This window comes from Mesorhizobium sp. LNHC252B00, assembly GCF_000502955.1.
GTDB lineage: Bacteria > Pseudomonadota > Alphaproteobacteria > Rhizobiales > Rhizobiaceae > Mesorhizobium.
In genome coordinates this window covers 432959-453127 of record NZ_AYWO01000003.1, presented here as the reverse complement: position 1 = coordinate 453127, position 20169 = coordinate 432959, and the positions used below count along the sequence as shown (strand labels likewise).

21 protein-coding genes are annotated in these 20169 nt (G+C 60.9%); 11 read left to right on the top strand and 10 right to left on the bottom strand.

Translation table 11 applies throughout. The features are described 5' to 3' along the window. Nucleotides 1–6 precede the first annotated feature (6 nt). Together X744_RS163155 and X744_RS163160 are read right to left on the bottom strand one after the other, a co-directional pair. Nucleotides 7–1155, bottom strand: coding sequence for a Xaa-Pro peptidase family protein (locus X744_RS163155; RefSeq protein ID WP_023757892.1), 1149 nt, complete (start codon nt 1153–1155; stop codon nt 7–9). A 79-nt stretch (nt 1156–1234) separates the two neighbouring features. After that, nucleotides 1235–2425, bottom strand: coding sequence for a M24 family metallopeptidase (locus X744_RS163160; protein WP_023757891.1), 1191 nt, complete (start codon nt 2423–2425; stop codon nt 1235–1237). A 226-nt stretch (nt 2426–2651) separates the two neighbouring features. On the opposite strand from X744_RS163160, the gene ehuB reads away from it, so the two are divergent. The 5 genes from ehuB to X744_RS163185 are packed head-to-tail and all read left to right on the top strand — an operon-like array spanning nt 2652 to nt 6453. Next, nucleotides 2652–3521, top strand: a complete 870-nt coding sequence (ehuB, locus tag X744_RS163165; protein ID WP_023757890.1) for an ectoine/hydroxyectoine ABC transporter substrate-binding protein EhuB — start codon at nt 2652–2654, stop codon at nt 3519–3521. A 52-nt stretch (nt 3522–3573) separates the two neighbouring features. Further along, nucleotides 3574–4302 (top strand): ectoine/hydroxyectoine ABC transporter permease subunit EhuC, encoded by a 729-nt coding sequence (gene ehuC, locus X744_RS163170; protein ID WP_023757889.1) that lies wholly within the window; start codon nt 3574–3576, stop codon nt 4300–4302. Continuing rightward, on the top strand, nt 4299–4958 hold the full coding sequence (gene ehuD, locus X744_RS163175; RefSeq protein ID WP_023757888.1) for an ectoine/hydroxyectoine ABC transporter permease subunit EhuD: 660 nt from the start codon (nt 4299–4301) through the stop codon (nt 4956–4958). Before ehuC ends, ehuD begins: the two co-directional genes overlap by 4 nt. Continuing rightward, nucleotides 4955–5734 carry an ectoine/hydroxyectoine ABC transporter ATP-binding protein EhuA gene (gene ehuA / locus X744_RS163180; RefSeq protein WP_023757887.1) on the top strand — a complete coding sequence of 260 codons (780 nt, stop codon included), beginning with the start codon at nt 4955–4957 and terminating at the stop codon, nt 5732–5734. The genes ehuD and ehuA overlap by 4 nt, the downstream gene beginning before the upstream one ends. Then, entirely contained in the window at nt 5731–6453 is a 723-nt protein-coding gene (locus X744_RS163185) for a GntR family transcriptional regulator (RefSeq protein WP_023757886.1), read from the top strand. The genes ehuA and X744_RS163185 overlap by 4 nt, the downstream gene beginning before the upstream one ends. Nucleotides 6454–6480: 27 nt before the next feature. Here the strand turns inward: X744_RS163185 and X744_RS163190 are convergent, their stop codons facing one another. Together X744_RS163190 and X744_RS163195 are read right to left on the bottom strand one after the other, a co-directional pair. After that, nucleotides 6481–7671, bottom strand: a complete 1191-nt coding sequence (locus X744_RS163190; RefSeq protein WP_023757885.1) for an NADH-quinone oxidoreductase subunit D — start codon at nt 7669–7671, stop codon at nt 6481–6483. A gap of 64 nt (nt 7672–7735) precedes the next feature. Continuing rightward, on the bottom strand, nt 7736–8080 hold the full coding sequence (locus X744_RS163195; protein WP_245266442.1) for a hypothetical protein: 345 nt from the start codon (nt 8078–8080) through the stop codon (nt 7736–7738). 248 nt (nt 8081–8328) lie between these two features. Between X744_RS163195 and X744_RS163200 the strand changes: the two genes are divergently transcribed. Together X744_RS163200 and X744_RS01000000169335 are read left to right on the top strand one after the other, a co-directional pair. Continuing rightward, entirely contained in the window at nt 8329–8556 is a 228-nt protein-coding gene (locus X744_RS163200) for a hypothetical protein (protein ID WP_023757883.1), read from the top strand. 164 nt (nt 8557–8720) lie between these two features. Next, nucleotides 8721–8921 carry a hypothetical protein gene (locus tag X744_RS01000000169335; RefSeq protein ID WP_032907017.1) on the top strand — a complete coding sequence of 67 codons (201 nt, stop codon included), beginning with the start codon at nt 8721–8723 and terminating at the stop codon, nt 8919–8921. 113 nt (nt 8922–9034) lie between these two features. Here the strand turns inward: X744_RS01000000169335 and X744_RS163205 are convergent, their stop codons facing one another. Continuing rightward, entirely contained in the window at nt 9035–10909 is a 1875-nt protein-coding gene (locus X744_RS163205) for a DUF4396 domain-containing protein (protein ID WP_023757881.1), read from the bottom strand. A gap of 181 nt (nt 10910–11090) precedes the next feature. Here X744_RS163205 and X744_RS163210 point away from each other — a divergent pair, with 181 nt between their 5' ends. Further along, nucleotides 11091–11522 (top strand): hypothetical protein, encoded by a 432-nt coding sequence (locus tag X744_RS163210; protein ID WP_023757880.1) that lies wholly within the window; start codon nt 11091–11093, stop codon nt 11520–11522. Nucleotides 11523–11583: 61 nt separating this feature from the next. Here the strand turns inward: X744_RS163210 and X744_RS1000000174365 are convergent, their stop codons facing one another. The 5 genes from X744_RS1000000174365 to X744_RS163230 all read right to left on the bottom strand — a co-directional run bounded on the left by X744_RS1000000174365 (nt 11584) and on the right by X744_RS163230 (nt 14926). Next, nucleotides 11584–11745, bottom strand: a complete 162-nt coding sequence (locus X744_RS1000000174365) for a hypothetical protein (RefSeq protein ID WP_023757879.1) — start codon at nt 11743–11745, stop codon at nt 11584–11586. Nucleotides 11746–11849: 104 nt separating this feature from the next. Continuing rightward, nucleotides 11850–12317, bottom strand: coding sequence for a YbhB/YbcL family Raf kinase inhibitor-like protein (locus X744_RS163215; protein ID WP_023757878.1), 468 nt, complete (start codon nt 12315–12317; stop codon nt 11850–11852). 55 nt (nt 12318–12372) lie between these two features. Next, nucleotides 12373–12615: a hypothetical protein gene (locus X744_RS163220; protein WP_023757877.1), complete on the bottom strand. Its 243-nt coding sequence runs from the start codon at nt 12613–12615 to the stop codon at nt 12373–12375. A gap of 32 nt (nt 12616–12647) precedes the next feature. Next, a complete protein-coding gene (locus tag X744_RS163225) occupies nt 12648–12854 on the bottom strand; it encodes a hypothetical protein (RefSeq protein WP_023757876.1) in 207 nt (68 codons plus the stop codon). Nucleotides 12855–12934: 80 nt separating this feature from the next. Then, complete coding sequence (locus tag X744_RS163230) at nt 12935–14926, bottom strand: protein-L-isoaspartate(D-aspartate) O-methyltransferase (RefSeq protein ID WP_023757875.1); 1992 nt, start codon at nt 14924–14926, stop codon at nt 12935–12937. Between the two features lie 325 nt (nt 14927–15251). On the opposite strand from X744_RS163230, the gene X744_RS163235 reads away from it, so the two are divergent. From X744_RS163235 to X744_RS163245, 3 genes are all read left to right on the top strand, one after another. Further along, nucleotides 15252–17663, top strand: a complete 2412-nt coding sequence (locus X744_RS163235; RefSeq protein WP_023757874.1) for a phosphoketolase family protein — start codon at nt 15252–15254, stop codon at nt 17661–17663. After that, entirely contained in the window at nt 17660–18847 is a 1188-nt protein-coding gene (locus tag X744_RS163240) for an acetate/propionate family kinase (RefSeq protein ID WP_023757873.1), read from the top strand. The genes X744_RS163235 and X744_RS163240 overlap by 4 nt, the downstream gene beginning before the upstream one ends. A gap of 165 nt (nt 18848–19012) precedes the next feature. Further along, complete coding sequence (locus X744_RS163245) at nt 19013–20017, top strand: L,D-transpeptidase (protein ID WP_023757872.1); 1005 nt, start codon at nt 19013–19015, stop codon at nt 20015–20017. The last annotated feature ends 152 nt before the right edge of the window (nt 20018–20169 follow it).

The window sequence follows — 20169 nt, the reverse complement described above, 5'->3', positions numbered from 1 at the left end:
GCGGGCCTATTGAACGATCGGGCCGGTCGGCGTGCGGGTCAGCACTTCGGCACCCGCATCGGTCAACAGCACGGTGTTGGAGACGAAGTCATCGCCACGACCGGTGCCCATCAGCCAGGACAGGATGTGGAAGCTCATCCCGGTCTCGATATCGAGATCGGAATCGTGCCGCAGCCCGGTCACCGAATTGCCACCGGTCCATGATGGCGGCTGGCCGGCGCCGACGAGATAGCCGCAGTGATGGCGGCGATAGTGGGCAAGGCCGGCCTCGTCGGCGACGGCCTGCCAGGCGGCGTAGACATCGCGCGCCTTGGCCCCGGGCCGCAGCGCCTTGACGACCGCGTCGAATGCCTTGGCGGTCACTTCGGCCATAGCGGCGTCTTCGTCGCTGATATGGCCGATGCGAACGAGCCGGCCGAGCGGCGCGTGGTAGCGCGAGATGCAGCCGGACAGTTCGACGAAGACCGGCTCACCCTTGCGATAAATGCCGTCGCCCCAGGTCGTATGCTCCTCGCCAAGCCGCGCGGCCGGGCGGATGAACGGGCCGAAGCCCGGCGCATGGCCACCGGCGCGGATCATCGCCGAAACACATTGGGCGGCGACCTCTTGCTCGGTGGCGCCGTCCGAGATCGCCGCGATCGCGGCCCCGGCGGCAGCGTCGGTCACCCTGGCAGCCTGCCGCATCAGGGCCTGTTCCTCGGCGCTCTTCACCCGCCGCATCCTGTCGACCAGACCGGAGACGTCGCTCCATCTGGCATCCACCTGCGTCTGCAGCGCCACCGCAAGCCCGTGGCTGAGGCCTGCCGTCCAGTATTCGAGACCGATCCGCTTACCGGACAAGCCGAGTTCCGCCAGCACCCGCGCGGCAAGATCCGCCGCCGTTTCGCTGTCGGAATGGCCGCGAAACTCCGCTGCCGCCACCTGTTTTTCGATCGTCACTCTCTCCATCGCACGGGTGACCAGAACGGGCTTGCCTGCGAGCGGGACGATCAGCAGGTGAGGGGCAAAATAGCCCCAGTGATCGAGGCCGGTGAGATAGAAGACGTTCTCCGGCGAGGCGAAGACCGCCGCGTCAAGTTCGCGCTCGCCCAGTGCCGCCCGGATCCTTGCCAGACGGCCCTCGATTTCGGCTTCGGAAAAGGGATTGCGGTCCATCAGGCATCCTCGTGCTTGCTGCTGCCGGCTTCGTTGTGGGCAGGGTCTCTCAAAAGGTCCGGCTTCCCGCGCGCCATAGTCAGTCGATAACGATGAGTTCGCGCGCCACGTCGCAGAGGCGTTCCCCGCCGCGATCCGTGACGACGAAGGATTCCGAGATGGCGATGCCGAAATCGTCGAGCCAAACGCCAGCCATGAAATGGAAGCACATTCCGGATTGCATTTCGGTGGTGTCGCCAGGACGAAGGCTTGCGGTGCGTTCACCCCAATCGGGCGGGTATGCCAGCCCGACCGGATAGCCGACGCGGCTTTCCTTCTTCAGTCCGTTCTTGCGCAAGACAGCCTGCCACGCCGCTTCCACTTCTTCTGCGGTGTTGCCAGGTCGGGCCTTTTCGAGACCGGCGTCGACGCCCTCGACGATTGCCCTGGCGATATCGAGGATAGCCGCCGGCGGCTTGCCGAAATGCACGGTGCGCGTTAGCGCCGCGTGATAGCGGCGGCGCACGCCGGCAATCTCCAGGATCGCAAGTCCACTGTCCGGCAGCGGCGCGTCGGACCAGGTTAGATGCGGCGTGCTGGTGCCCTCGCCAACGGGCATCAGCGGACAGATCGCGGCATAGTCGCCGCCCGCTCCGGGCACGCCCATGATCTGCGCATGATAGATTTCGGCGATGACGTGGTTCTGGGGGACGCCGGGCCGCATCTTGTCGATGGCGCGGTTCATGGCATGGGTGCAGATCGCACCGGCCTTGCGGATCAGCGCCAGTTCGGCTTCGGATTTGACCAGCCGCGCCCAATTGACGAGGTCGTGGTTGTTGGCGAAGTGCGCGTCGGGCAATCCTTGGGTGAGATGGGCGTGGCAGCGCGCGGTGTAGTAATGCGCGTCCATCTCGACACCGACGCGAGCGGTTCCCCAGCCGCGCGAGCGGATCAGCTGGGCGAGCTCGTCATAGGGATGTTCGACGGGCTGCTGCACCAGCCGTTCCGAGAACGGCACGATGTTTTTCTCCGGTAGGCCAGTGGTCAGGCGCGCGCTGCGGGCATCTTGAGTCCTGCCGAACCAGATCGGCCGGTCCTCCTCCAGATGGACGAGCACGCACTGCGGAACATAAAACGACCATCCGTCATAGCCGGTCAGCCAGCACATGTTGGCGGGATCCTGACAGACGATGAGGTCGAAGCCGGCCTGTTCCATGCGTGCCTTCACGCCAGCCAGGCGCTGCGCATATTCCGCCTGCGTAAATGCCCCGAAATGGTTCGCGCTCGTCACTGGATGTCCAGCCTTCTGGATATGATCCGCCCTTGGACGGGAAAATCGCTTAAATTGTGCACAACTGGATGGCTACGTGTCGTTCTGCTGTCTAATTTTCAAAGGTTTCTGCGTCTTGGCTTGCACAATGTCTAGGGCAGTTGTATACGTCTGGTCAAGCGCGTTTCAACCTCGAAGAAGGCCGCGACGCTGGGAACCATCATCAGTTGTTCAATGGGAGAAAAGCATGTTCAAATCATCGATCTCGCGCCGTATCGTCGTGAAAGCGGCGGCCTGCCTGGCGCTCGCAGCGACTTCATTGACATCGCTGCCCGCTCATGCGGAAACCACCCTGGAGCGGGCCAAGAAGGACGGCTATATCCGCGTCGGCTTCGCCAATGAGGCGCCGTTCGGCTATGCCACGCCAGATGGTAAGCTGACTGGCGAGGCGCCCGAAGTCGCCAAGGCGGTGCTCGCCAAGATGGGCATCAAGCAGGTCGACGGCGTGCTGACCGAGTTCGGCTCGCTCATCCCTGGTCTCAAGGCCGGGCGCTTCGACATCATCGCCGCCGGCATGTTCATCACTCCCAAGCGCTGCGCCGAGATCAACTACTCCGAGCCTTCTTACGGCATCGGCGAGGCCTTGCTGGTGGCAAAGGGCAATCCGAAGGCCGTGAAGGACTTTTCGAGCTTCAAGGACAATCCCGATCTCAAGCTCGCCGTGATGGCCGGCGCGGTCGAGGGCGGCTTTGCCAAGGATGCCGGTGTCGCGGCAGGGCAGATCGTTTCCCTGCCTGACCAGTCCAGCCTCGTCGCCGCCGTCCAGTCGGGCCGTGCCGACGCCGCTGCGCTAACCGCCCTGTCTATCGCCGACATGGCCAAGAAGGCCGACGGCGTGGAATCGACGAAACCATTCGGCGAAGTTGCCGGCAAGTCGGTAAAGGGCCACGGTGGCTTCGGCTTCCGCAAGGAAGACACCGATCTGCAAGAGGCATTCAACGCCGAGCTGAAGAAATTCCTTGGCTCGCCGGAGCATATCGCACTCGTCGAGCCGCTCGGCTTCGGCAAGGACTACCTGCCGAACAAGACCACCGCCGAGCTTTGCGCCGGCAAATAAGGTCCCAACTGCTGGGCGGCGCGAAGGCGCCGCCTCTTTTTCGGAGAGGCAGATGGGAATTGGCACGCTTGTAGCGATGCTGGCGATTGCACTCGCGGTCATCGGCATCCTGGCGACACAGCAGGCCTACAGCCTGTTTCTACCCGGCTTGCTGCAGGGCGCGGTCTTGACGATCGAGATCGCCATCCTTGGCAGCCTGCTCGCGGTCATCATGGGTGTGCTTGCAGCACTCGCCCGGCTTTATGGTCCGGCGCCGCTCAGATGGCTGGCCACGGTCTATGTCGAGATATTCCGCGGCACTTCGGCGCTGGTGCAACTGTTCTGGCTGTTTTTCGTACTGCCGCAATTCGGCGTTTCGCTCGACCCATTCCCGGTCGCCGTCCTGGCGCTCGGGCTGAACGTCGGCGCCTACGGATCAGAGGTCGTACGCGGCGCGATCCTGTCTGTCGCTCGCGGCCAGTGGGAGGGATGCACGGCGTTGAATATGAGCCGTGCCCAGATGCTGCGGCGCGTGATCCTGCCGCAGGCCTTTGTGGCAATGATACCTCCCTGGGGCAATCTATTCATCGAGCTTCTCAAATCGACCTCGCTGGTCTCGCTGATCACGCTCTCCGACCTTGCCTTCAAGGCGCAGCAGATGAACCAGAATACGTTCAAGACCCTTCCAATCTTCACCCTCGTCCTGCTGATGTATCTCGTTATGTCGCTGGTCCTCACCATCGGCATGCGGCTGCTCGAAAGGCGGGCGTCGGCTGGTCTGGCGCGGGGGAAGGCAGCATGATCTGGGACTGGAATTTCACCCTCGAAATCCTGCCGGTGCTTGCGCACGCGGCGATCGTCTCGGTCGAAGCGACGCTGATCGGCTTCGTGCTTGCCGCCACACTGGGCCTGGTGCTGGCGGTCGTGCGCATCGCCATACCGCGGACCGGCTGGACGATCTCGGTTCTGGTTGAACTGATCCGCTCGACCCCACTGCTCATCCAGATATTTTTTATCTACTTCGTCTTCCCGAAATTCGGCCTCGTGCTCGACGCATTCACCGCCGGCGTGCTTGCCATCGGCATTCACTACGCCGCCTATTGTTCCGAGGTCTATCGCGCCGGTTTCGACAACATCCATCGCGGTCAGTGGGAAGCCTCGATCGCGCTCAATCTGTCGGCCTGGACGACGTTTCGCGACATCATCATCCCGCAGGCGGTTCCACCGATCGTTCCGGCACTCGGCAACTATCTCGTCGCCTTGTTCAAGGAGACGCCCTTGCTTTCCGCGATCGCCGTGATGGAGCTGATGCAGACGGCCAAGATCATCGGCTCGGAAACATTTCGCTACACCGAGCCGATCACGCTGGTCGGCCTGTTCTTCCTTGCCATGAGCCTGGTTTCAGCCGCGCTGATCCGGACTCTCGAACGCATGCTCAACCAGAGGGCCACGCGATGACGGAACAACCGATGGTCTGTTTTGACAATGTGTCGAAACGCTATGGCTCACTGACCGTCCTCGACGGGCTCAATCTTGAAATCGCGCGCGGTGAAAAGGTTTCCATCATTGGCCCTTCCGGCTCCGGCAAGACGACGGTGCTGCGAATGCTGATGACGCTGGAAACGATCAACGACGGCGTCATCTGGGTCGAAGGCGAGCCGCTGACCCACATGAAGAAGAACGGCATGCTCGTTCCCGCCGACCTTGCGCATATTCGCCGCATCAGGGCGAAGATCGGCATGGTGTTCCAATCCTTCAACCTGTTCCCGCACATGACGGCGATGGCGAACTGCATCGAGGCGCCGATGACGGTGCTTGGCATGAAACGCGCGGATGCAGAGGCGCGAGCAGCCGAATTGCTGGAACTGGTGGGGCTGGCTCAGAAGAAGGATCATTACCCGTCGCAGCTGTCCGGTGGCCAGCAGCAACGCGTCGCTATCGCCAGGGCACTGGCCATGCGACCCAAGATCATGCTGTTCGACGAGGTGACGTCGGCGCTCGACCCGGAGCTTGTCGGCGAAGTGCTGCAGGTGATAAGGCAGATCGGGCGCGAGCATGATCTGACCATGCTGATGGTGACCCATCAGATGGGCTTCGCCAAGGAGTTTTCCGATCGCGTTTGCTTCTTCTACCAAGGCAAGATTTGTGAGCAGGGGCCGCCAAACGAACTGTTCGGGGCGCCCAAAAACGAGCGGACACGGCAGTTTCTGCATGCTGTCCTGGAGGCTGGATGACGCTTGAAACGGATGCCGCGCCCACAGCCGTGACCCCGCGCCCGCTCTCGGCCCGGGAGCGGTTCGAGCGCATCTACCGGATCTTGCGCGACCGCATCTGCCTGCTGGACTATGCTCCGGGAAGCCATCTCTCCGAGGAAGAACTCGCCCAGGAATTCGAGATCAGCCGGACGCCGGTTCGGCGCGTGCTGGCGCGCCTCGAATCCGAAGGTCTTGTTCAATCCGTCCATGGCGTCGGCACGATCGTCACGGACGTCGATATCGAGGAACTCCAGCAGGTCTATCATCTGAGGCTGGAGCTGGCGCTTCTGGTCGGCAAGCTGTCGCCGATCCCGCGCAAGCCGGAAGATCTCGATCGGATAAGGGCGCTTATCGCACGCTGTGACTCCGATATCCTCAACCCCGATCAGCGCGCTTTCTTGCGCCTTAACATGGATTTCTTCTACGAACTCACCGCGATGACCGGCAACCAGCCGCTGCGCGAGATCAGCGAGCGCCTGTATTTTCAAGTCGCGCGGGTCGTCCTGAAGATGATGCCGCAATTGGGCCTTGTCGAAGAATTCACCGCCTTCCGCCGGGAGATGGAGGAAGTCCTTGCCGCTGCGGAGATCGGAGACTGGGAGTCGATCGGCCACATCAGGCGCGCCCACATCTCAATGAGCTTTCGCCGCATGATGCGTCACGCCGATGAGGCCACCGATTTCGACAATGGCATGTGATCTGCGGGCATGTGATTTGCGCACCGGTCAGCGGTCGATCTCGCCGAACACGATATCAAGTGAGCCTATGATTGCGGCGACATCGGCGATCATGTGCCCTCGGGACAGGAAATCCATCGCCTGCAGATGGGCGAAGGAAGGCGCGCGTATCTTGCATCGATAGGGAACGTTACTTCCGTTCGAAACCAGATAGACGCCGAATTCGCCCTTCGGAGCCTCGACCGCCGCATAGACCTCGCCGGCGGGCACACGATGCCCTTCCGAATAGAGTTTGAAATGCTGGATGGTTGCTTCCATCGAACGCTTCATTTTGGCACGTGGCGGCGGCGTGATCTTGTGATTGGGGATCGCCACCGGCCCCTGGCCTTGCGGCGAGCGCAACTTTTCCAGGCATTGCCTCATGATCCGGACCGACTGGCGCATTTCCTCCATCCGAACCAGGTACCGATCATAACAGTCTCCATTTTTTCCGACCGGTATGTCGAAATCCATCTCGGGATAACATTCGTATGGCTGTGCCTTGCGCAGGTCCCATGCCGCTCCCGATCCGCGTACCATCACGCCGGAGAAGCCCCACGCCCAGGCGTCATCGAGCCCAATCGCGCCGACATCGACATTGCGTTGCTTGAAAATGCGGCTGTTGGTGAGCAGGTCGTCGAGATTGTCGCAGACCTTGAGGAAGGGGTCGCAGAAATCCCAGATGTCGTCGAGAAGCTCGGAAGGCAGGTCCTGGTGCACGCCGCCGATCCTGAAATAATTCGCATGCATACGGGCGCCCGAGGCGCGCTCGTAGAAGACCATCAACTTCTCACGCTCTGCGAAACCCCAAAGCGGCGGGGTCAGTGCGCCGATGTCCATGGCCTGGGTCGTGACATTGAGGAGATGCGACAGAAGCCGGCCGATTTCGCAAAAGAGGACACGGATAAGTTGCCCACGCCTTGGCACCGATATTTCGAGCAATTTCTCGGCGGCGAGGCAGAAGGCATGCTCCTGATTCATCGGTGCGACATAGTCTAGCCGGTCGAAATAGGGCAGGGCCTGCAGATAGTTCTTGTATTCTATGAGCTTTTCCGTGCCGCGATGGAGCAGGCCGATATGTGGATCGGCTCGGTCGACGATCTCACCATCCAGTTCGAGCACCAACCGCAGGACCCCGTGGGCCGACGGATGCTGCGGTCCGAAATTGATGGTGAAGTTGCGAACAGCGGCTTCGGCCATGGCGGCTCTCCGCGACATCTGCGTTTCGTTGCTTCACGGCGTAGCCGTATGTTCGGACGGCCGATCAAGTTGTCGTTTGGATGATCAGCGTCAAAGTGCCATCACCATCGATGTTGGCGGCCACGACCTGTGAAGAGTTGAGCCCGTTGGCCCTCAGCGCCAATGTTGCCTGAGGCGATGCATCGATGGAGCTCTGCAGACGCAGCAGATCTTGCGCACTGGTCTGGGTAATCACGGCTTCCGCCTGTGCCTTGATTTCCGCAGGTAGGTCCTCGACGGCGACGATGGCGACATCGGTGAAATTCTCACCAGGAGCCCCTTGCCGGGGCGGTATCGGCTCGGGCTGGGGTTCCATCGGTGTCAGCTGTGGACCCGGCGGGTCGATGGTTTGCCCATAGAGAGGCTGCATGATGACCGCTCCCGAAAGCGCGGCAACTATCGTCAACATTCGCATGGTCGTTCCCTTGCATTCTCCGCAGGACGATTGGAGACACAACCTTTATGCCGAATGATGGTTCCGTGGGTCGGCCGCATTGGGCCAACTTCAATTGTTGTCGCATATCGGCTCAGCGGGTTTTGTACGAATCATACCATCAATTGATCTCCATCTCGGACAGGCTCAAAATGAAAGCTAACGTGGCCATGGGGAGGAGCCGCATGAGTATCGCTAGGGGAGCAATAAGGCCCGTCGGTACCGCGAGGGAATTTCTGGCGTTGGAGCTCGGAAGCGCGCGATACGGCGATATCGTCTCGGTCAAAGCGGTGATCGAGGCAATTCGCAGGGACGCGCCTTACATGCGGGATACGGATAACGAATTGATGGAGGAGATCGTCGACCTGACGCGGAAGTTGGGGTTGGCCGTCCTTTTTGATTCCCGCGAATAGGGCCGACAATTTCACGCCCATAGCTGAATCGACTTCCTTCTCTCTGCGGGAGCAAGTCTGCGCTAGCTAGTGATGAACTCACAGGGCGGTCTGCGCCACTTCGTACGAAACCGACAATTGGCTCCTGATTGAAAATGCGCAATCATTGCGAAATGGGACGCCGATTGGACGACAAACTTGATTGCAAGGCTTGCGGGACGATCCAGATGGACATTCCCGACAACGCCAAGGAGTCGACGCCAATCTATTGCAGCAATTGCGGCGCCTTCCTCGGCGAATGGGGTGAATTGCAGGACGATTTCTATCGCCAGGCTCGCGGCACCGAAGCATTCGACTTGCGCGACGGAAATATTATCAAGAAGTAGGACGCGACAATAGCAGCGTCCGGACGGTTGCTGGAGCTGGAGGTTGCTGGGTCGGTATGGGATCGCTCCTCTGTCGGCCGAGCGCACCGGTTCGGCCGTGGCCTCGGTGCCGGTTAGCTGACATCGATGATGACCATCAGTCCGCCGCCGCCCTTTTCCTCGACATTGTTGTTTGTCGTGTGATGCGGAATGTGGCAGTGGATCAGCCATTTGCCGGGCCGCTGTGCCTTCCAGACGACGTCATAGCGCTGCCCCGGCCCAACATTGATCGTGTCGGCCAGGAAGCGAGCCGAAGGGGCAAGAGTCTCGCCGTCACGGGCGGCGACCTCGAACGGTCCGCCATGGATATGCATCGGATGGACAAAGCCATTGTTGGTGCCGATGAAACGCACCTTCAGCGTTTCGCCGACCTTCATATGGATCGTATCGGTTGAAGGATACGCTTTGCCGTTGATGGTGAAGAAGTTCGGCATGCCGCCTTCCATCGGCATCGCCGGGTAGGTCAGGCCGTCGCGCACCAGCCATTCCTGGAGCTCGATAACGTAATCGTGGTCGGCCTGGATCTCGTCGGCGGGATTGGCGGGGTCGATGATCAGCGCTCCGTAGAGCCCGAGTGCCTGGGTGCGGTCGGGCTTGGCGTGCGGATGATAGAAATAGGTCCCGTGCTGTGTGGCGGTGAATTCATAGGAGTAGGTTTGCCCGGGCTCGATCGGCGCTTGGGTAATCTCGGCGGGTCCGTCCATCTGGTTCGGCAGGATCATGCCGTGCCAATGCACCGTCGTTTCCTCCGGCAGGTCGTTGGTGACATTGATGCGGACCCTGTCACCTTGGCGAATGTGGATGCGCGGCCCGGGAATCTGTCCGTTATAGGCGTAGGCATCGACCGCGACGTTGGGCAGTATCTGCCAACGGATCACTGACGGCCTGAGTTCGAACACCTTGACGCCGTTCTCCAGGCGGAACGGCAATTCCTGGCCGCCCTTGGCGGACAGATCGTAGGATGCCGTCACCCGACGCGGATCGGCTGCCGCCATGTCACGCATCGCCTCGGCCGGGGTATCGCGGCCCATGATCATGCCTCGCGGCATGATTACCCCGCCGACATCACGGGCCGACAGCGTCAGGTTCAGCCAGTTAGCCGGTGCGGCCATGCCGATCGCCAGCGCAATTACGGATACAATGCCGAGTGCCGAAACCTGCGGCGTCGTGGCGTCCGTCTTCATCTGGTGGCCACTGCTTTTGCCGCTGTGGGAGGTCTCGTTGTGGCCTGTTCCGTGCGGTTGGTGAGCAGATTTCTCTCGACTGCTCGTTCCGGTGGTCTGCCGGCGCTGCGTCATCAATCCATGCTTCAGTCCGCGCGCCACCAGCCAGACATTGGCAGGGTAGGCGAGTGTGAAGCCGGCGATGACGCCGATCGACATCACGCCCCAGAACAGCAGTTCCGTCGGCTCCATCGCGCGCATGTCGCGCCCCATCATCAGGAAGCTCATGACAGGCGCCATACCCGCCATCATGAAGTTCATCGAAATGAATTCGGGCAGGAAGCTTTTGCGCACGTTTTCCCAATAGCTGCCGCCCATCATCGACTTCATGAACAGCGACTGAAAGATGAACAGACCGAAGGCGAAGCCGGAAACATATTCGACAATGAGGTCGAGCCACATAGGAAGGCCGAGCGTCGCCGTGACGACGGCGGCGAGGATGATGCCTGTAGCATCTCCGGCAACGCAGTGAATGGTCGAGCCGACGCCCTGCTTCCACAGCGGCCTCGTGAAGTCCTCGTGCTCGCCCGGTCGCGGCTCCTTGTCGGCCAACACATAGAGCAGCAGGCCGACGGGGCCCATATAGAGGGTGACCAGGATGAACCCCCATTTCATCACCGCCGGTTCGGGATTGTTGCGGTGCTGATCTATCCCGACATAGACCGTCGAGGCAGCAGCAAGAATGAACCAGGCAACAAGAAAATAGTCGATCGGCTGGACGAGCATGGGCAAACCGCGGGCAGTGATGACCCCATCTCTTCGATGAACGCGTCCGGCGCGTTTACGATCCAGCCGGTTGAACTTGGCGGTGACGAATTCTGTCAGGCTTTTGCTCTTGTCGCAGCATCGCTGCGCGATAATTCCTCTGAAGGCGTGGGTGCATCTCCCTTTGAAACAGGAGCCGACCATGAAACATCAGACACTCGACCAACTGCATGCCGTCGCCGCCATCGAGTCCTCGGCTGCATATTCGGCAATGACACGAAACCAGCGCATCGAGCGCTGGGCTGAACTTCTCGAGCAGAATCCCGAGCGGCTCCTCGCAGCGTTTTCCGGCACCGAGCATCTGCACCCGGAAGCTCGTGCCACGGTGCGTGGCGAGGGTTCGGCAATTGCCGTCGCGTTCGAAGACTCGGTGCTGCGCGCGTCGGGCCTAAGGAATGACACCTATGGCGAAGCCAAGCGCTTCTTCGAGCTGAATGACTGGCAACTGCATGACATCGTCTGCGACTGTCACGTAGGCGCTTCCATGAAGGCGCGGTGGGCGGCAGCCCGGGTCCGCGCAACGATCGGCGGCAACAGGTTTCTCGCTTGGTTGAGGCAAAGGATCATGCACTGATCAGGGTTGGGAATCGTCGCGTGCCCGTAGCCGTGCGATTCCCGCCCGCCCACCTTCCCAATCATCGCCTGTCCTGGCGATACAGCCGGTCGGTTGCGCGGTCACGCTCTTTGCTTTCGGCGGGGCCAAGGCGGCGGCGTGTCAGCAAGACATAGGCCATCAGTATGATCAGCAACAGTGGCCCGCCGGCCACGACAATCAACCACATGACGCTTTCAAACATGACGCGTCTCCTTTCCCGAACGACCGTTAAGGAGAAGAACTGTTCCGTTCACGCCGACATCGGCCACGCGATCCGGGTTCCTTCCGCCGGCTGCAAGCAACCCATCAAATCCGTTCGTATGTTCCGACGAGTTCTGCCTGCTCGATCAGATGTTTTTGTGCTTCCTGCCAGATACGCTGGACGCCGGCGCTTGCCGGAATAGCAAGGTTTGGCGTGTCGAGTGCGGCCAGCCGGAAATGATAATGATGGACGCCGTGTCCGACCGGCGGTTCAGGGCCGTCATAATAGGCGTTGCCGAAATCGTTCGTCGCCTGCCTGAGGGCCTGCGGACCCGGCTTGCCGCTTGCCGCCTCGGGAAGTTCCCGGGTGTCGGGGGATATGTTGAACACCGCCCAATGGCCGAACGTTCCGCTTGGTGCATCCGGATCCTGGACGACGAGGACAAGGCTCCTCGTATCATCAGGTACCCCCGACCACTTCAGCGGCGGAGACACGTTCTTGCCGTCCCGCGTGTATCTTTCAGGGATTTTTGCGCCTTCGGCAAAGGCGGAACTGCTGAGCGTGAGTGGCATGACTTGCTCCTGCGGAAGACAATTGCTGCGCGGATATCGGTGTATGGGGCCGACCTCAACGACCTCCCCGATGCTTGTTGTGAGAGCTTTCCTGGTTCTCTCCGCGGATGATGTTCCGATCATCGGGGTCGGCAATATCCCTCAGCTTGGGCCTGAGGTTGTCCTGCCGCGAGGCTGCGCGCTCAGCGTCGGACTTTCTCAGATCCGTCTTCGCGTCGAAGTCCTTGCCGGCATTCTTCGTATTCTCGCGCTTTTCGATTACGCGAAGGCTTTGCTCGTGGGTTTTGTTTCCGGCCATCGATAGCCTCCCTTCTCGTGCAATTCGGCACGCTACTTGTTCGTCCGCATTTTCTGCCTTGGATTGATCCCGCCGGCGGCCGTCGTGTCATTCTCGACGTCGCCTTCGATCGTGTTTTCGCCTTCAAGGTCGAGGTCATCGCCTTCCTTGATCGTGCCCTTGGAGGTTCCGATGCCCGGATTGTTCACCAGGTCGGCATCGCTCGGCTTTTTCCACTTTGGATGTCTGCTCGTGCTCATGAGACAACTCCTTCGAGGGATTCGGTTTCAAAACCCGAGGCCAGCCGAAATGTTCCGGGCCATTCGCCTTTCGCCGGCGGCTAAAGTCCGAACGGATAGGTGTCGGGAACACCAGCTCTTGCATGCTCCGGGCCAAGTGGAGTTACCGCGGTGGTTTTGTCGAACCACAAGAAGGCGTCGAATTGCTGAGGCAGCGAAACATCCGCATAGTGGCTTCGCAGTTCGGTTTCCGGCCGATAGATCACCCCGATGAAGCGCTCCAGCCTGCGCTCCAGGAGCCGCTCGCGCAGCGCCTCGTCGCGCTTCAGGTCGAGCAGAAAACGCGGAATGCGGCAGTCATGGCAAAGCCGCTCGTAGCTGTCTGCGTGTGAGGGCCGCACCTGCTTCACCTTCATTTCGCCGTCCCAGTCGGAGGCGGCGGCCACGGTGCCGGAATGCGTGCCCAGGCCGATCAGGGCTGCCCTGTCGCCGAACCGTTGCCGGCAAAGCTGGCCGATATTCAGTTCGTCCCGGACAACCCCCATTTCGGTATAACGGGCATCGCCGATATGCGAATTGTGCGCCCAGACAACCGCCTTGGAATTCGGTCCGTTGGCGTCCAGCAGATGTTCCAGCGTTTCGAACATATGCGTGTCGCGGAGGTTCCAGGATTCCGCGCCGCCATAGTACATGATCCGGTAATAGCGTTCGGCGGAGGCAATCAACCGGGCGTTCTGAGCGGCATCGAGAAAGTCGCTGCCGTCCCGTCGGGCATAGTCCAGTTGCCTGGCGAGCAGGTCTCGACATTGCTCAAGAACCGCCTGCTCGCATGCCCGGTAGCCCGAGGTCAGCGCCGCACGGCCGTAGGTGGACGGTTCATTTTGCCATGGGGTCAGGCATCCATAGCGCTCGCGCGCGATCTTTGCTGCCTGCGGATCAACCCGATCAAGATATTCGAGAACCGCAGCAATGGACCCGCTCATATTGTAGATGTCGAGACCGTAGAATCCCGCTTGCCTGGATGGCTCGAGCTTCTCGTTGTGGTCGCGCATCCAGCCGGTGAAGGCCGCGACGTCGGTGTTGCGCCACATCCAGGTCGGGAACCGCTGGAATGGCGCGCTGACACCGGCTCGTGGCTCGCGATGACGAACATAGCGGTCGATGGCCGCGGCATCGGGCCAATCAGCTTCAACCGCAACGATCGTGAAACCGTGCTTGTCGACGAGCCGGCGTGTGATCGCCGCGCGCGCCTTGTAAAACTCCGACGTGCCATGGCTTGCTTCGCCAAGCAGAACGACGCGCCGGTCGGCGAACCGATCGAACACCTCGCCAAAGGTGGGATCGTCGAAATCCGGAAGCGGTTCGGCGGCCATTGCGATCATATCGGGCAGACTGGCGGGATGCGGATGTCGGAGCGGACGACGGATCTCGGCGATCTCGCCACCTTCGGGCCAGCCTTGCTCGCCGATGAGAGGGACGAACCGCACGCCGCCAAAATCCTCCTCGCTGTAGCTTGCAGCGCCCGTTCGGGTGACCTTGAGCAGGCGTTGCGAATCCAGATCGTCACCGACCGGAATGACAAGCCTGCCGCCGACATCGAGTTGTTCCTGCAGGGCGAGCGGCGCGCCTGGTCCGCTGGCCGTCACCACGATGGCGTCGTAGGGCGCTGCTTCCGGCCAGCCCTTGGTGCCGTCGCCGGTCCTGACCTCGATGTTCTCGTAGCCAAGCCTCTCAAACCGACGCCTCGCGGTTTCAGCCAATCCGGGATGGCGCTCGATCGTGTAGACCTGTTCGACGATCCGGCTCATCACGGCCGCCGCATAGCCCGAGCCGGTGCCAATCTCCAGTACGTGGTCGCCAGCCTTGACGTCCGCCAGTTCAGTCATGAGCGCGACGATGTAGGGTTGCGAAATCGTCTGCCCGTCAGCGATGGGCAGTGGTCCGTCTTCATAAGCGAATTCTTCGAAGCCGGGATCGACGAAAGCCTCGCGCGGAACTTCCCGCATGGCCTGCAGGATCTCGCGATTGCGGATGCCACGCCGGGCGATATGCACATTGACCATCCGGTCGCGAGCACTGGGAAGATCGAGCATTTTCAGCTCCCTTGGCGGCCGCTTGTCCGCAATTGTTCAAGGATATCCTTCGACATTGGCGGGTGGGCCACTTCTTCTGCCTTCGGTGGCTCTCCCGGCTCATGCCTCTAACCGTTGAAGGGCCCCAAAGTTCCTTCTTTGTTGCAGGTGTGTTGCAGGACAAGTCCACTGACCCGGCTGGAGACGCCGACGGTTTCTTGCTTGCCCCAACGTCGCCTGGACATTCCTTCGAACGCCATCGCCAATTTGGGCTTGCTCAGGCGCGAAGTCGCTCCAGTTATCTCCAGCGAAACGATGCTGGAAAACCGATGCTGGAGACTGGGCGATGAACGACAAGGCTGCCGCGACGACGCAGGCGATCAGCCTCGAACGGATCGATCTCATGAACCGCTACTGGAGCGCCGCGAATTACATCTCGGTTGGCCAGATTTATCTGCTCGACAATCCGCTGCTGCGCCAACCCTTGAAAGCCGAGCATGTCAAGCCGCGGCTGCTCGGCCATTGGGGTACAACGCCGGGCCTCAATTTCCTCTACTTGCATCTCAACCGAATTATCCGTGAGCGTGATCTTGATGTGCTGTTTATCTGCGGTCCAGGACATGGCGGTCCGGCAATGGTCGCCAACACCTGGCTCGAGGGCACGTATAGCGAGATCTACCCCGATATCGGCCAAGGCGAAGACGGCCTGAGAAAACTGTTCCGGCAATTTTCCTTTCCAGGCGGGGTGCCAAGTCACGTGGCGCCCGAAACGCCCGGCTCCATTCATGAGGGCGGCGAACTCGGATATGCCCTGGTCCATGCTTTCGGCGCGGCCTTCGACAATCCGGATCTGGTGGTTGCCTGCGTCATTGGCGACGGCGAGGCCGAAACCGGTCCGCTCGCGGCAGCGTGGCATTCCAACAAATTCCTGAACCCGGCCTCGGACGGTGCAGTGCTGCCAATCCTTCATCTCAATGGCTACAAGATCGCCAACCCGACGATCCTCGGCCGCATGGATGACCAGGAGTTGCGCAACCTGTTCACCGGCTACGGCTACGAACCGTTCTTTGTCGAAGGCCATGAGCCGGTCGCCATGCACCAAGCGATGGCCAGGACGCTCGACAGTGTGCTCGATCGGATCCATTCCATTCAGGAACAGGCACGAGGTCCGGGACGGCCTGGCGAACGTCCGCAGTGGCCGATGATCGTCCTGCGCAGCCCCAAGGGCTGGACTGGACCGAAAGAGGTCGATGGCGAAAAAGTCGAGGGCTTCTGGCGTTCGCATCAAGTGCCGGTATCGAACGCCCGCGGCAATGACGAGCACCGCAAGATCCTCGAAACCTGGATGCGAAGCTACGAACCGGAAAAACTGTTCGATAAGGACGGACATCTGCTGCCGGAACTCGCGGCCCTTGCCCCGACAGGAACAAAGCGCATGGGCGCAACTCCGTATGCGAATGGCGGGTTGTTGAAGCGCGACCTGGCGCTGCCGGACTGGAAGAGCCTGGCGCTCGAAGTACCTCGGCCCGGAGGCGTCATTGCCGAGGCGACACGGATTTGTGGTGGCTATCTTCGCGAAGTCTTTCGCCTTAACGCCAAAGCGCGAAATTTCCGGCTTATGGGACCGGACGAGACGTCTTCCAATCGCCTTGACGATGTATTCGAGGTCACGGATCGGATCTGGATGGAGCGCATCGAACCCTACGACGTCCATCTTTCCCGCGACGGCCGGGTGATGGAAGTGCTGAGCGAGCATCTCTGCCAGGGCTGGCTGGAAGGTTATCTGCTTACAGGCCGCCACGGCTTATTCTCGTGCTACGAGGCGTTCATTCACATCGTCGACTCCATGGTCAACCAACATGCAAAATGGTTGAAGACCTCTGGCGAGCTTGCCTGGCGCAAGCCGATCGCCTCGCTCAATTACCTGCTGACCTCTCATGTCTGGCGCCAGGATCACAATGGCTTCAGTCATCAGGACCCGGGCTTTGCCGACCTTGTCGCCAACAAGAAGGCCGACACGGTCAGGCTCTATTTCCCGCCGGATGCCAACACGCTGCTGTGGATCACCGACCATTGCCTGAGAACCTACAACCGCATCAACGTCATCACCGCTGGCAAGCAGCCGACGCCGCAATGGCTGTCTATCGAAGATGCTGAAGCGCACTGCAAGGCCGGCGCGGGCATCTGGGAATGGGCCGGCACGGTTTCAAAAGGCGAGGAGCCAGATGTGGTGCTGGCCTGTGCCGGCGACGTTCCGACGCTGGAAACGCTGGCTGCGACGGACATTCTTCGCTCTGCAATCCCCGATCTGAAAATCCGCGTCGTCAACGTCGTCGACCTGATGACATTGCAGTCGAACACCGAACACCCGCATGGGCTCACCGACCAGGCTTTCGATGCGCTGTTCACCAAGACAAGGCCGGTCATCTTCGCCTATCACGGCTATCCCTATCTCATCCATCGCTTGACCTACCGTCGTGCCAATCATGACAACATGCATGTGCACGGCTTTCGTGAGGAGGGCACCACGACGACGCCGTTCGACATGGTGGTGCTCAACGAACTCGATCGCTACCATCTCGCACTTGCCGCGATCGCACGCGTGCCGGGCCTGGCCGAAAGAGCCGAAAGCCTCGCTAGCGAACTTCACGATCGACTGGTCAAGCACAAGGCCTATGTCCGCGAGCACGGCGAAGACATGCCCGAGATCCGGAAATGGAGTTGGCCGGCTGCCAACGGGGCAAAGGCTGGTCGATGAGTCAGTCGATCCTGGCGCTGAATGCCGGCTCGTCCAGCGTCAAGTTCGCGCTATACGATCTTGGCTCATCGGATGGCCAGCAGCTGGTTTCGCGCGGCACTCTGGATCTGGGCGACACGCCCAGGCTCACTGCAAAGGCGGCCGATGGGACAGTGCAGTGTGATAGGCAGTTTAACGCGGACGATCCTCATGGCGCGGGGATTGGCGAACTACTGAACCTGGTGCAGCGCGAACTTGGTGGAAGAAAACTGATCTGCACCGGCCATCGCATCGTGCATGGCGGTAACGAGTTCAGCAAACCAGTCCGCCTGACGCCCGCTACCATTGAGGCCCTGGACAGGCTGACCGCACTCGCGCCTTTGCATCAGCCTCGCAGTCTCGCGCCAGTTCGCGCGATAGCTGCATTGCAACCGGATCTGCCACAGATCGGATGTTTCGATACCGCGTTCCACCAGACGATCGATCCGCTCGTGCGGCGCTTTGCCCTGCCGCAAAAATATGAAGGGGAGGGACTGCGACGCTACGGATTTCATGGCCTCTCCTACGAATATATTGCTAGGCGGCTGAGCGAGATATCGCCCGCGCTCGCGGCAAAACGGACAATCGTTGCTCATCTCGGCAATGGGGCAAGCCTTTGCGCTCTGCACGACGGCAAGAGCGTCGATACGACGATGGGCTTTTCGGCACTGGATGGTCTTGTCATGGGTACGCGTTGCGGCGCCATCGATCCCGGCGTGCTGTTGTACTTCCTGCTGGAGAGGGGCATGGCAGCGGACGAGCTGCAGACAATGCTTTATGAGAAATCCGGACTGCTCGGCGTGTCCGGCGTTTCGGGCGACATGCGCACGTTGGAGGCAAGCAGCGACCCTCGTGCCCGCGAGGCGATCGAGCTCTTCGCCTTCCGCGCCGCGAGGGAAGCAGGAGCGCTCGCGAACACGATGGGTGGTCTCGAATGCCTCGTGTTCACCGCCGGCATCGGCGAGCGGTCATCGTCCATCCGCAAGGCGATATCCGAAAGATTGACCTGGCTCGGCGTGGCGCTCGACGAGCCGGCCAATGACGCCCACGCTGAGCTCATCAGTCGTCCGGACAGCAAGGTGGACGTGCGTGTGATTGCGACTGACGAGGAAAGCGTCATCGCGCGTCACAGCCGCGCGGTAGTAGAGGTTGGGTCCGCAACTTAGGGCGAGCAAGCTGGCTTCCACTCACTTGGCACTAGCCTTGCCGTGTCCTTCGCACGAGGTCCTTGGCAAGCAAGCCCGCCGTCATGCATCTGTCAGAAAGGGAACCAGATAGGGCGTGCCGCGTCATAGAAGTAGAGTTCTGTTGCTGTCCAGGGAGTGACATCGATGATCAGGCTCCTTCTTGTCGCCGCGGCGGCGCTCGTCCTCGCATGCGGCGGGACGGAGGCGGCCAAGCTGGACCCATCCGCTGTCAATCAGGCCCAATTCGCCGCCGGCGAGCCGACGGGCATCGATCCGACAGTTCTGAAGGCGCAGATTCTCCTGGATCGCGCCCGTTTCTCGCCGGGCCTGATCGACGGCCGGCTATCAGAGAATTTCGCCAAGGCCATTAGCGCCTTTCAGACGGCGAACGGATTCCGGGCCGACGGCAAGCTCACCCCGGAAACCTGGGACAAGCTCGTGGCAAATTCCGCCGGCCCGGTCCTGGTACCTTATGAGGTAACGCCCAAGGATATACGCGGACCCTTCACCAAGCGTATTCCGGCTCGCATGGAGAAGATGGCCCACCTGCGGCGGCTCGGCTATCACAACGCGGTGGAGAAGCTGGCGGAGCGCTTCCATATCAGCGAACAATTGCTCAGAGAGCTCAATCCGGGTGTCGGCTTCAAGAGGGCAGGCGCGACGTTGGCGGTACCGGATGTTGGCCGGGGCGATCGTCCTGACGCCGTTGCCGCTATCGAGGTCGACAAGGGCGCTCGCTTGGTGCGTGTGCTCGATCCGTCCGGCAAATGGCTCGCAGTCTATCCCGCGTCGATCGGCAGCGACGAAAAGCCGGCGCCGAGCGGCGCGGCGGAAGTCAAACGCGTGGTGCACAACCCCACCTATCACTACGATCCGGACTTCGCCTTCAAGGGAGTGAGGAGCAAGCGGCCCTTTACCATCGCTGCGGGGCCCAACAATCCCGTGGGATCGGTCTGGATCGACCTCTCAATCGAAAGCTACGGCATTCACGGCACGCCCGAACCCGGCAAGATCGGCACAACCTTCTCGCATGGCTGTATCCGGCTGACCAACTGGGATGCCGAAGACCTCGCCGCCATGGTGCAGATGGGCACGAAAGTTAACTTCAAGGACGAGATGGCGGACGCTGGCGATACGCGGCCGCAGTAGCGGTCGACAGCCGCGACACCCGTGGCAGTGCGGCCGCCCGGGATGAAATCGGCGCTATGAAGCGTTCATGGAACAACGCTCAAACCATGCGCCCTAATACTAGCGCCATTCAGCAAAGATCACTCGGGCATCCGCGCCATGCAGCGTGCGGC